Annotated in this window: 14 protein-coding genes; 6 read left to right on the plus strand and 8 right to left on the minus strand. The window is 55.8% G+C overall.

What is annotated here, in order from left to right; genetic code table 11:
* Window positions 1–852 (plus strand): GH116 family glycosyl hydrolase (locus RMO15_RS10570; protein WP_309711721.1); only part of this gene is annotated, 852 nt, incomplete at its 5' end.
* Here the strand turns inward: RMO15_RS10570 and RMO15_RS10575 are convergent.
* From RMO15_RS10575 to RMO15_RS10610, 8 genes are all read right to left on the minus strand, one after another.
* Complete coding sequence (locus tag RMO15_RS10575) at window positions 780–1,847, minus strand: acyl-CoA dehydrogenase family protein (RefSeq protein ID WP_309711724.1); 1,068 nt, start codon at window positions 1,845–1,847, stop codon at window positions 780–782. The genes RMO15_RS10570 and RMO15_RS10575 overlap by 73 nt on opposite strands.
* A gap of 2 nt (window positions 1,848–1,849) precedes the next feature.
* Window positions 1,850–2,821, minus strand: a complete 972-nt coding sequence (locus RMO15_RS10580; protein ID WP_309711726.1) for an LLM class flavin-dependent oxidoreductase — start codon at window positions 2,819–2,821, stop codon at window positions 1,850–1,852.
* A 3-nt stretch (window positions 2,822–2,824) separates the two neighbouring features.
* Window positions 2,825–3,589, minus strand: coding sequence for a TIGR00730 family Rossman fold protein (locus RMO15_RS10585; protein ID WP_309711728.1), 765 nt, complete (start codon window positions 3,587–3,589; stop codon window positions 2,825–2,827).
* Window positions 3,590–3,595: 6 nt separating this feature from the next.
* The gene (locus RMO15_RS10590; protein ID WP_309711733.1) at window positions 3,596–4,048 is read right to left on the minus strand and encodes a redoxin domain-containing protein; all 453 of its coding nucleotides are present in this window, start codon (window positions 4,046–4,048) and stop codon (window positions 3,596–3,598) included.
* 6 nt (window positions 4,049–4,054) lie between these two features.
* Window positions 4,055–4,606, minus strand: coding sequence for a peroxiredoxin (locus tag RMO15_RS10595; RefSeq protein ID WP_309711736.1), 552 nt, complete (start codon window positions 4,604–4,606; stop codon window positions 4,055–4,057).
* A gap of 82 nt (window positions 4,607–4,688) precedes the next feature.
* A complete protein-coding gene (locus tag RMO15_RS10600; RefSeq protein WP_309711739.1) occupies window positions 4,689–6,641 on the minus strand; it encodes a DUF6785 family protein in 1,953 nt (650 codons plus the stop codon).
* Between the two features lie 24 nt (window positions 6,642–6,665).
* Window positions 6,666–7,163, minus strand: coding sequence for a hypothetical protein (locus RMO15_RS10605; protein WP_309711741.1), 498 nt, complete (start codon window positions 7,161–7,163; stop codon window positions 6,666–6,668).
* Window positions 7,164–7,203: 40 nt separating this feature from the next.
* Window positions 7,204–8,970: a R3H domain-containing nucleic acid-binding protein gene (locus tag RMO15_RS10610; RefSeq protein ID WP_309711744.1), complete on the minus strand. Its 1,767-nt coding sequence runs from the start codon at window positions 8,968–8,970 to the stop codon at window positions 7,204–7,206.
* Between the two features lie 261 nt (window positions 8,971–9,231).
* On the opposite strand from RMO15_RS10610, the gene RMO15_RS10615 reads away from it, so the two are divergent.
* From RMO15_RS10615 to RMO15_RS10635, 5 genes are all read left to right on the plus strand, one after another.
* Window positions 9,232–9,573 (plus strand): hypothetical protein, encoded by a 342-nt coding sequence (locus RMO15_RS10615; protein WP_309711747.1) that lies wholly within the window; start codon window positions 9,232–9,234, stop codon window positions 9,571–9,573.
* 75 nt (window positions 9,574–9,648) lie between these two features.
* Window positions 9,649–10,593 carry a patatin-like phospholipase family protein gene (locus tag RMO15_RS10620; protein ID WP_309711750.1) on the plus strand — a complete coding sequence of 315 codons (945 nt, stop codon included), beginning with the start codon at window positions 9,649–9,651 and terminating at the stop codon, window positions 10,591–10,593.
* A 57-nt stretch (window positions 10,594–10,650) separates the two neighbouring features.
* Complete coding sequence (locus RMO15_RS10625; RefSeq protein WP_309711753.1) at window positions 10,651–11,013, plus strand: hypothetical protein; 363 nt, start codon at window positions 10,651–10,653, stop codon at window positions 11,011–11,013.
* 78 nt (window positions 11,014–11,091) lie between these two features.
* On the plus strand, window positions 11,092–11,289 hold the full coding sequence (locus RMO15_RS10630) for a hypothetical protein (RefSeq protein WP_309711756.1): 198 nt from the start codon (window positions 11,092–11,094) through the stop codon (window positions 11,287–11,289).
* Between the two features lie 443 nt (window positions 11,290–11,732).
* The coding region (locus RMO15_RS10635) for a PDZ domain-containing protein (protein ID WP_309711759.1) at window positions 11,733–12,296 on the plus strand (564 nt) is incomplete at its 3' end.

Consider the following 12,296-nt stretch of genomic DNA (forward strand, 5'->3'; position numbering starts at 1 on the left):
CAGCAGACTCAGGCTGCGATTGAGCACGAGCTTTTTAACGGCGAGTTCTTTATTCAGAAGCCAGAACCCGGCCGTGAAGGAGCACTGGGAACCTACGAGAGCTGCCACATCGATCAGGTACACGGGCAGTCGTGGGCATGGCAAGTGGGGCTACCTCGGGTGCTGGATAGGGAGAAAACCCTCTCTTCGCTCAGAGCACTCTACACCTACAACTTCACCCAAGATGTCGGACCGTTCCGCCAGCGCAACCAAGCGGGCCGTCCGTATGCCCTGGCGGGTGATGGCGGCCTGATCATGGCAACCAACCCCAAGGGCCTTAAAGATGCTTTTGGCAATGTTCGAGACTGGCAGTATGGCTACTTCAATGAGTGCATGTCGGGCTTTGAGCACCAAGCTGCCAGCCATATGATTGCAGAAGGGCTGGTTACCGAAGGCTTGGCCGTCACCCGTGCCATTCATGACCGTTACCATGCCCGTAAGCGCAATCCTTTCAATGAGGTGGAGTGTAGCGACCATTATGCCCGTGCGATGGCGAGCTATGGCTCGTTTATCAGTCTTTGTGGCTTTTCCTACCACGGTCCGAGCGGTCAGCTTGCACTCGATCCCCGTCTGCCAGGTGATTTCAAAGTACCCTTTACCACTGCTGAGGGCTGGGGGAGTATCGAGCAAAAAGGCAAGCGGGTGACGGTGACACTTCAGTGGGGAGTGCTTCGGCTGACCACACTGACAGTCCGAGGCAAGACCACGAACTTCGAGCCTCCCCTGTTCTTGGGGGCACGTCAGCGAGGAGCAGCGGTGGGAACCCGTGCCAGCCGCGCGACGGTCCCCTGGAGGATCTCGCTGGTCTGCTGAAAGAGCGTGTAGAACATCGCCTCGCGCATCCGGCGCTGGGCGGGGTGATCTAGGCTATTGGCACCACCCGATGCCGCCGCGACCGCAGTGTGGGCCGCACGAACCCCCAGCTCAATGGCCCAAGTACGGGCAGCAAGTGCCTGCTCACGCCACTCGGGCGCGGACTTATCCCCATCAGCGAGCGTAAAGCAGCGCTCCCGGCACTGCTCTAGCTCGGTTTGGAGCGCATCGGCGGCTTGGGAGAGCACGGGGAAGGGTTTCTTTATCGCAAGCTGTCGCAGGAGGCGAGTGCTTCCCTGCGTCACGCCAAACATTGGAGCGACATTGTTGCACAAATTTGCTGTATCGCTGGCGGCGAGCTGCTCAGGTGAGCCATCGCGCACCCAGTCGGACTCGGGGACAAAGAGGTCAGTGAGGGTGGCCTCGACAGTCTCCGTGGCGTTCATGGCGCAGAGTGGCAGGGGAGCCGAGACGCGCTGGTGGTCGTCTTCACGTGCGGGGACATAGAGATAGATGTGCTTGCCATCGGGCAGGTGCGCTCCGTAGATCGTCGCGGAGAGAACCGGCCAGCCCGTCACCCAGGGCGCAGTGCCATTGAGTGTCCAGCCTCCGGGAACCGGTGTGGCGCGGAGCATGGGCTGGGGACGGCGCAAGTGCCCAAACCCGACTCCGACGTAGTGGTTGCCCGTGATCATCTCCGCCAAAAAACGCTCTCGGAGTGAGGTATTCGTGCTGTTGGCAACTTGTCCACACGAGCCCAGGTGCTGGATCAGGACAAAGTAGGTCGTCCCACACGCCCCGCACAGAGCCTCTACCAGTTCACGTCGAAAGGCATCACTGCCAAAGGTACCGTCCGCAAGCCCGGCAGCGGCGAGCGCCTCCAAGTTTGCACGCGGCACCTGCCCACTCCGGTCCACACGCTCGGCGTTGGGCTCTAAAAGCGCATCACAAATCCGCTGGGCCTCGGCGAGGCGAGTACACTCTTGTTCTGTCACGGCTAGAGTGTACCCAGTGCAGGCCGTACCGCCTCCGCGAGACGGCGGATCGTGCCACAGATTTGCTCCGATGTGAGCCCGGCCCAGTTCGGCTCTAAGTTGATGACATCGAAGTCCGTCTCGACACGGAGCGCGGCAATCTGCGCGGCGACACTCTCCGGGCCACCGACTAGGAAGTTGATCGGGTGTCCACAGAGCTCCCAGGGATCGCCCGGCTCAGGAGTCTCGGCGGGAATCTTTCCCTCACTTCGGAAGCGCCGCCAGAGCGTGCGGAGCGCGGGCTCTAGCTCCGCCATCGCTGTGGCATCATCGGGGCCGACATAGACCGGGCGGTTGGCGGCGATCAGGCCCGTGCCGCCCGCGTCTAGGTAGGCCTGACGGTACTGTTTGTACTGCTCCGGGGTTCGCAGGTGGGAGTACATCATGTTCATCCCCAGACGCCCAGCGTTCTGGGCGCTCCCGATGCTATTGACCGCCTGCCAGCTCCGGGCATGAAGCGTGGAGTTTGCTTTGGGCAGGCTCTCGGGGGCGCGCCAGCTCGCCAAAATCTGCCCCAGCGCTTCTGCAAAGTTCGCATGGCGCTCTTGTTCCGACACCAGCTCCTTCCCAAAGAGCGTGGACTCTGTGGGGGAGCTGCCACTGCCAAAGCCAGGCGCGAGCCGTCCCTGCATCAGAAGATCCGCGACGGCTGCCTGCTCCGCGATGGCAAGCGGGTGGTGGAGGTTCAGGCAGATAATCGCCGTCCCAAGCTGAATGCGCTCTGTCTGCGAGGCAAGATGGAGCGCAAGCAGCATCGGCCACGGCAGATGCCCATAGTGGACATGGTTGTGGTGCTCGCTGAACCAGTAGTAGTCAAAACCCAGCGAGTCAGCGAGGCGCACGTACCCTGCGACTTCGTCGTAGACCTCCCCCGAGGGACGCTCACAAGGGGCTTCCACATGGTCGGTGAGCGCAAAGCGCAGGGGGGTAGGCATGGCTTAGGAGAACGGGTAGGGCGCGAAGACCTTGGCTGTCTCTTGGCGGGCTTTCTCTTCACGCTCTTCCTGATCCGAGTCGCCATGAAGCGCACTGACGATAATATCGCGCACTTCCTCGGGAGAGTCCACCAGGTAGAACAAGTTCATATCGTTCGGGCTGATCTTGCCATCTACCAGCACCGTGTTGCGCAGCCACTCGACCAGGCCACCCCAGAACTTGGTGCCCACCAGGATCACGGGGAAGTTGTGGATCTTTCCGGTCTGAATCAGTGTCAGCGACTCCATCAGCTCGTCGAGGGTGCCAAAGCCGCCGGGGAAGATCACAAAGGCCTGGGCATAGCGCACCAGCATGGTCTTGCGAACCATGAAGTAGTGGAAGTCGATGGTTTCGGTACAGTAGGGATTGATGTGCTGCTCAAAGGGAAGCTCGATATTGAGCCCGACGCTCTCGACCTTGGCCTCCATTGCGCCTTTATTGCCCGCTTCCATGATTCCTGGTCCGCCGCCCGTAATGATATTAAAGCCCGCCTCGCCTAGCAGGCGAGCCGTATCAACCGTCGCAAGGTACTGGGGATCGTCGGGCTTGGTCCGCGCCGAGCCAAAGATCGTCACGGCAGGGCCAAGGTCGCCGAGGGCATCGAAGCCCTGGACAAACTCGCTCTGGATACGCAGGACGCGCCAGGAGTCAGTAGGCCAGGCCTCGCCACGATGCGGGCGCTGGGGTGTGAGCAGGTGCTCATCACGAGTGGATTTTAGTTTTTTCATAGGTCGTTACTGGGGAAACAGGCGCTCCAGTGCGCCTTGGAGCACATCGGCGGCGGCTTGGCCTGCGCCTCGGCTCTTGAGGTTGCCGTCGGCATCAAAGAGAAAGTAGTAGGGCACCCAGGCTTGGTCGTTACCAAAGGCGCTGGAGAGAGCGTGCTCGTTGTCTATGGCGCAGGGCTCAGTAATGGAGAACTGCTCTAGTGCCGCCTCGACTTTGGTGAGATCTGTCTCGTCTTCCTCGCGTGGCATGTGAACGGCGATGACCTTCAGGCCCTGCGGGCCGTACGCCTCTTTCCACTCTCTCAAACGCGGAAGATTGTTTTTGCAGATGTAGCAAGAGAGCGACCAGAAGTGGATCAAGACGGGCGAGCCGAGAAGAGACTCTCGGCTCACGTCGCCATTGCGCCAGTCGGTCGCGCCGGTTAGCTCCGGCAGCGGGGAACCGGTTCGCAGGGGCATAGAAACCTAGCTTCCCGGCGTCAGGTTCTTGACACCTGGCTTCCAGTTGGCGGCGCAGAGCCCACCAGACTGGAACGCCTGGAGCGTGCGCAGGACTTCGTCCACGTTACGTCCCACGTTGTTGGCGTTGATGGTTGCGTGCTGGACAACGCCGTTGGGGTCAATGATAAACAGCCCACGAAGTGAGTGCCCGGCCTCCTCGATCAGCACACCGTAGTCGGCGGCGATCTGGCGCGTCATGTCGGCGATAATGGGGTAGTTCGTCCCGGCGATCCCATTCTGGTCGCGGGGCGTGCGCACCCAAGCGCGGTGGGAGTAGACCGAGTCCGTCGAGGCACCAAGCACTTCGCAGTCCACGTCCTGGAACTCTTCCAAGCGGTCGGCCAGTGCAAGAATCTCGGTGGGGCAGATAAATGTAAAGTCGAGCGGGTACCAGAAAAAGACCAGCCACTTGCCTCGGTAGTCCGAGAGCGAGATGTTCTTGATCGGGTCCGCCGCGCCGTCGCCCGGAAAAGCGGCGGGTGCGGTAAAGTCAGGTGCGGGTTTACCAACGAGCATGTTAAAAAACTATCCTTATAGGTTTTGGGCACGAAGCCCTAGTTGAACGACCCTATTTTACCCGCTTGGGTTCCCAAAAACGTTAATTGGGCATGACCATGTAGCCGACATTGGTGGCGTAGCCGAGGCCGACCCAGATGGCGGAGTTGATGACATCGCCTAGTACCAGGCCGAGGAAAAACGGGAGGAAGAACTGGTAGCCTTTCATGCCCCCATAGCGCTGGATGAGTGACTTGCAGACCCAGCCGATAAAGAGCGAGAGCCAGAGCATCTTAATCGCCCAGACGCCGGCACAGAGGATCCCGATGGGGTGGACGCCGAAGTTGAACTGCGCTCGTAGGATCAGCAGCCCTAAAAAGACCACAAAGCCCGTCAGTAGGTGCAGGCCGTTGCTGAGATCGCCTTTGAAGGGCACGGAGGCCGCACCACCGAGGAAGTTCAGCGGTTTCTCAGGGCTCCACTTGTAGGTAAAGAGGTTGTTGAGCGAGTTGCCGCCGCCGTTGTAGTAGGGAAGTGCCAGGCTGGCGTAGAGCGAGACGGCGAAGGCCAGCAAAACCGTAACCACGATCGCGGTCATCAGTGGACGTGTGTTTCGGGGAGCGACCTCGGTAGTCTTGGCACCCATCATCACCGACGGCGCGAGCATCTCGCGGGGATCGAAGAGAAACATGGTCTCCCAGCGGGTCATCGTGAAGAGCTCGCTGGTCTTAAACGGCGCGGTGCCAAAGAGAAAAGAGAAAATGTCAATGGAGCCGTAGGGTTGCGCCATAAACACCAGCCCTGCCTGACAGACCGCCCAGGAGATCGTGATGAGTCCCAGAGTCATCGTGACGAGCGAGACCAGAGTCAGCAGAATCGAGACTCCTGCGAGAGTGAGCCAGAGTGCAATTCCACCGTAGGCGATAAATAGACAGATCAGCGCCGTGCGGTAGGAGAGCAGCTCCCCGGAGTCGTCGATCTCTTTGGCGCGGGGGCCGCCCAGCGCTTTTTCCACAATGTCACTAAAGTGCTGTCGCCCCGTCCAGAGCGTCCAGAGCACCAGTGCAATCCCGCCGCCGTAGGCTTGCAAGGCCGAGAAGTTGGTGTCGCTGTAGCCCTGTGGCCCCGGCATGAGCCAGTTGTAGAACCCACAGAGCATCACCTGTGCCTTGAAGACCAAAAAGAAGAACCAGAGCGAGAAACAGACCTCGGCGGGGAGCAAGTAGGCGATTCCGACCACCATGAGGAGAATTCGTGCCGGAAACCAGCCGACTAGGTTCCACGGACGCACGGTGAGAAAGTCATTGAAAGACCACTCTAAAGTGATATCGGGGATCGAGGGATAGAGCAGGTGCAGGCCCTTGACAGTGTGAATGACGGTACTAAAGAGCACGCCCCCCCAGAGCATCGGGTTGCGGAAAAAAGCATTCACTTTTCGCCCTGGCTCCGGGTCCTCGGCGATCATCAAAGGGAGGGTAACAAGAGGAAAGGAAAACTTCTCATTCTCTACCCACTGGCGTCTCAGCAGAGAGCAGATCGCGAATGTTGCCAGCAGAAAGAGCATCGCCAGCATTCCCCAGAAGAAGAGTGGCCCACGCCACGCCTCCCAGGGAATCCGCTCTTCGCCCTTGTGGTAGCCATTGAAAAAGGCATCGGCGGCGGTTTTGTCCTGAAACTGAGTCCACTTGGGAAGCTGGTTGAGAAACTTCTGCTCCCAGTTGTTCGTGTCGTCGGCGAAGGCTTTGTGTGCGACAATCTCGGGGATAAAATAGCGCATCATCCCCGACGACGGTATCCCTGATGCCACCAGAATAAGTGTCCAAATTGTCAGAAGCTCCCCGCGCTGGAACACGGCTTTGGGCGCGACCGTGCGCAACAGGGCATTGATGGCGAAGGCAAAGACAAACAGAATGAAGAGCGCCCCAATGGGAAACTGCGTTCCCGCAATATAGGTCGCCGCCACTTTGAAGTCGTTGTAGGGCGTCACCGCCGCAAAGAACAAAGCAAAAGCGATCCCAATAAAGAGCGCACGCGGCGTCACAGCACGTTGGTTCACAGACGCATTATACAGGATGTGTCGTTAGAGCCGAAAGCCAACACCCACACTAACCCGAGAATGTTTAGCGACTGAGGGAACCGTGAGAGTAAGCTCGGTGAAGTACAGGCCGCCGCCTGTCCCTACAAATATCTTGGCTCCCAGCCCTGCATGTTTTCTATCCCGAACGCCACACTCCGAAAAATGCGTCGTGTAGCCACCCAGTCCCGCCCCGACCCAACCACTGCGCCCCGACTGCCGCAAAGAAACACCAATACCCTCAAATCCCGCGTAGGTATTGGAAGGCGGGGCACTGAGATTGATCGAGCCGCCACAGCCGCCGCCCAGCGAAAACGCACTGTCCGCATAGAGGCTTAAGGTGCGATTTTGTGGAAGGCGCTTGGTATCGAGAGAGAGCCCCAGCCAGAGAGTGTCCGCCGCCGGGGCAATCGCTCCCCCCAGCGTCATCCGAAACGGACGTGGCTGTGCGAGCGCGGGCGTGGCAAGAAGTGTAAAACTAAGAGCGAGTAGGAGGCTTTTCATTGCCGAGTGAGACTCACGGTTGCCCGTGAGCCTTCATATTTTAAATGGCTATACTGGGCAATATCTTCAGCCGACGCCTAGGCTCAACGCCGATAGACTCGCTGCCTAGCTCGGCGCGCTCGACGAGCTGGTGCTGGAGCCGTCGGACATACGCGTTTTGTGGCGCAAGCTCGACGGCCTCACCCGTGGCTTGCACGTGCTCAATGGCATCGGACGCTTCGGAGATCGCGGCCTCTTCATCGGTGGGGAGCACGGTGGGCTGGAGGCCGAATACCTCACGCAGGGCGCTCTCGATCTGGATGTAGGTATTGCTACGGACGATATAGGTCGGGATGTTCTTGCCTCGTGCCTCGTGGAGCTTGGCGGGCTCCCGGCGCGACGTGGCCTTGAGCGCGACAATCAGATCGGCATCTTTCATGTCCCGCGCCACGACTCCCGGGACACGTAGGTTCACCATCGCCCGCTCTAACCGGGAGCGGGAGACGCCGTAGGGGAACAGATGAACCGTTTTACCCTCCTGGCGGAAGCTCTTACGCTCCGTACTCGGCCCTCGCTCCGTACCCATGCCAGAACCCATCCCCGGGTACCCTTTGGGTGCCCTTCCCTGTTCCAGGGGAGAGGAGTAAGGGGTAGGTTCTGGATCAAAGGTCATCCCATACGTGCCGCCGGTCTGCTCACCCGGACGATCCGGGGGGAGCTCAGCTTTCTGCACGACCTCGACAATGCCACCCGTGTTACGGATGCGAATCTCCGGGCGTGGGAGCTGGCCACGGAGCATCTTGTCCACCACCTTGGCGACATCGTGGTGGATGGCGAGCTTGTCCACTTCCAGGATCTCGATAATTACCTCGAAGGTGGGGGGGGCTTTGCGCTCCAACACCGTTTTCTGGGAGCCGCGTCGCTTGGCCTCCTCATCGCCCAGGGTCACGGTCTGGATACCACCGACCAAGTCCGAGAGGGTCGGGTTGAGCAGCAAGTTCTCCAGGGTATTGCCGTGCGCCGTTCCCACAAGCTGCACTCCGCGCTCCGCAATCGTGCGTGCGGCGAAGGCCTCCTGCTCGGTGCCGATCTCATCAATGACGATCACCTGCGGCATGTGGTTCTCCACCGCCTCGATCATCACCGCGTGCTGCTCCTCAGGCCGCTTGACCTGCATGCGCCGTGAGCGTCCAATCGCCGGGTGGGGGATGTCACCATCGCCCGCAATCTCATTGGATGTATCCACGATCACGACACGCTTGCGGAACTCCTCCGAGAGGATGCGGGCCACCTCGCGCAGCTTGGTGGTCTTGCCCACGCCAGGACGGCCCAGCATGAGAATAGACTTCCCACTCTCGACAATGTCCCGAATAATGTCCACGGTGCCATAGACCGCGCGACCAATACGAAGCGTCAACCCGATCACCTGATCCCCACGGTTGCGGATACAGGAGATACGGTGGAGCGTGCGCTCAATCCCCGCACGGTTGTCAAAGCCAAAGTCGGAGATGCGGCTGGTGATATGGGCAATATCGTCCAGCGTCACTTCGTTGGCCGGGTCCGTGGGGTTTTCGCAGGCAGGCAGGAGCTCGATCTGGAGGTTGTTGCCAAAGCGCGCCTCCGCAGGGCGACCTAGGTCGAGCACCAGCTCCAAAAGATCGGAGTGTTCCTCTAAGTGCGGCGCAAGAGCGGCGAGCACCCGCTCCGGTAAGACGGCGAGGATTTGATCCAGGTTGTCTGTGATCTCTCGCTTGGCGAGAACAATATTTTCGTGCAATTCTATTTCGATCTCTTTTGAGGGCGAGACCTGGCCTCTTTCAGTAGTCACAACATTATACCGCCGCCCACCCCCGATTTGTTAAACTTTGTCGCACGATACAATGAATCCCTATGGCCCTAACCCTTCCCGTCGCGACCCATGAGCGTCTTGAGCATCTTGAGCGCCGCTCGCCACTTCCCCGCAATGCAATTGAGGCGCTTGATGCGGGCAGTATCGCCGAAGAGGCAGGGCTGCAAGTCGGGGATGTCGTGCTCTTGGCCCGCTGTACCTGCTCCGGCGGCTACGACAAGCGCAATAAAGAGCTTGCCGATGCCCTATACTTCCAAGGGCATGCGCTTTGTTGTGGTGAACTTCAGCACCGACGAGACCAACGCGGAGATCGCCGCCAAGGCACACGCCTTGACGTTCCCCGTCCTGCGCGACACCAACCATAAAATCGCTCCCATGCTCAACGCCCGAGTCACCCACGAGGCGTTTGTGATGGACGCACAGGTGACTCTGTGCTACCACGGCCGCATCGACGACAGCCGCGACGAAAAAGCGATCCTCTCCCACTACCTGCGCAACGCCCTTGATTTTCTGATCGCAGGGCAAGCCCCCAAAGTCAAGTCCGCCACACCCTTTGGCCGCTCCATCGCCCGGCAAAAATGAAATAATTGACTAGTAAATGTTGGCAATGTTATGTTATAATCCCCCAATCTATTGTTGGAACAGGGGTTGATATAGTTGTCAAGCAAGAAGCAGGCTTTAGTGATATTTGAAGGGGGTGGAGTTAAAGGTTTGGCTCATGCTGGTGCTCTCTCCGCAATTCGAGATGCTGGTTTTGAGATTGCTGGTGTGGCTGGGACTTCGGCTGGAGCTATAGTGGCTGCGCTTGTTTCTGTAGGATATAAACCTTACGATTTATTCGATTATCGATCTGAACCTCCAAATAGAGGTGTTCTAGACGTAAACATGACTTCTATTTTGGCTGATAAAGATAAGAAGAAATGGAACTCGATTAAAAAGCATTTTGATAAAAAACGTGGGTTTATTATGGTGTTTATGGGGCTGCTTTCTAATGCCGATTTTATATCTTCTGTTCGCAATAGAGGGGTGTTTGGCCATGAACTCTTTGTTGAATGGTTGGATTTTTTATTGCGTGACCGTTTGATGCAACGATACGGCGAAGATGATGATGAAATGCGTATGCGAAGAAGAGCTATGCAAGAAGATATGAAAGATGGGGTTAAATTTCGACACATTCGAATGCCTCTTAAAATAATCGCTACAGATGTTACTAACCGTTCTATGGTGGTATTTAGTAATAGCAATAATGAATTTGGTGAATTGAAAGTTGCAGAGGCTGTTGCTGCATCGATTAGTATTCCATTTGTTTTTAAGCCTCGCCGTATAAAAAATAATGATGTAACGAGATTATATGTTGATGGTGGACTAATGTCGAATTTTCCTGTTTGGGTTTTTGATGAAGATAACGAGCAGAAGAAAATGCCAATATTTGGGCTGAAATTAGTTGAGAGGAATAATCAGATACGTCCTCATAAAGAGAGTATTATAAGATATCTTGCTGATATTGCATATACTTCGGTCTTGGGTGAATCTCCTCTCGAGACACGACGAGTAGAAAACTTACACGTGATACCTCTGTCTGGTTTGAAAATAGCCTCCTGACAGCCCTCCCTGAGGGTTCCGCTCCGAGATTTTCATGCTCTGTGGTGAAGCATCTTCATGAGGACTGTTGGAGCTAATACTCTAGATTTCGATATCGAAAACGAAGGATTGAGATCTTTGTTTGTGGATGGTCGAATGGGGGCATTAGAATATTTTTATAGTGTAGATGGATATGTTCGTCATGATATGGTTAAGATATTGACAGATATGATACGGGATTTTAAAGAAAAAAACAAATTAGATTTTTTGGTTCGAGGATCATTGATCTTAAAATCAAGAAAAAATAAAGAAAAACTGAAAATTGCTGCTTATTCTGGTCATTCATCCTATGATAGAGATAGAAATATTGAATTTCATAGTGATTCTGGCCCAGTTGGTAAGTGTTGGAATGATAAAAATGATAATGAAGTTTTAATTTAGTCTGATCCTGAGCACGGTTTTTTTGTTGATCCCGATATTAAAGATTTTATACGTCCTAATCTAAGCTGTATGTTGTGTGTGAAGGTGAAAATGCCAATTAATGCCTTGAAAATGCCTGTGCCTGATATTGAAATGAGTAATGATTTAGGGGTCTTGTCTATCGATTCTGACTCACCTAAAGCTAAAGATTATTTCGCAATGCCCGATAATATAATTTTGTTTAAGAAATATGCAACTTTGCTAGCCACGGAACTTTTGGAGGGGAAATGGAAGTAATAAAACATAAGCGGTGTTTTGAGTGTGTTGGTGAAAACATGTGTTTTGGGGAACATATTGATGTGAAACTCATACATAGAAAAATGGAGATGTCGTAATGGAAAAAAGAGTTGCACCAGTAGGATGGTATTATGTTGATAATTCATCTGGTGTCTTGCTACGTACTGAAGAATCTAAACGGCTGGATACATTTAATTCTGAAGAGTTTTGTAGCACTGAGGAATTTAGGGCAATGAGGAGGAAAATTTTTTCTTCTCGAAGGCGTTCACGTGTACATAAAAGAGTGTTTGTTTTGAAAAAAACGAACGTTTTTAATGGTGCACGTAGTCATTCAAATCCGTTAATCAGTTTGTGGGACTCTGAGTGACATTTTTAATGTTTATAGATCTAATATTTTTAGAGTTTTATAAGGGGATTTGGGATGCGGAAGGTGTTTTTCTGCTATGGCCCTAACTCTTCCCGTCGCGACCCATGAGCGTCTTGAGCATCTTGAGCGCCGCTCGCCGCTTCCTCGCAATGCAATCGAGGCGCTTGATGCGGGCAGTATCGCCGAAGAAGCGGGGCTGCAAGTCGGGGATGTGGTGCTCTCGGTCAATGGCCACCCGCTCACGGATGTCGTGGACTGGCGCTTTTACTCCGCCGCCGAGGAAGTGACTCTGGCGATCAAGCGCGGCGAGGAGCTTCGGAATGTTTTCATCGAGAAAGGCTTCGACCAGCCTCTCGGAATTACGTTCTCCGAGGACTTGTTCGACCGGATGCACATCTGCAAGAATAAGTGCGTTTTTTGCTTCCTCTACCAGCAGCCCAAGGGCCTGCGTCCCAGCCTCTACATCAAAGACGACGACTTCCGGCTCTCGTTTCTGCACAGCAACTATGTCACGCTGACCAACCTTAAGCCGGGCGAGCTAGACCGTATCTGTGAGCAGCGCCTCTCACCGCTCTATGTCTCGGTTCATGCCACCGACCCCGAGGCGCGCGGCAAGATTCTGGGCCGCCGTGGCCCCGAG

Source organism: Armatimonas sp., from assembly GCF_031410135.1.
In the GTDB taxonomy this organism is placed as follows: domain Bacteria; phylum Armatimonadota; class Armatimonadia; order Armatimonadales; family Armatimonadaceae; genus Armatimonas.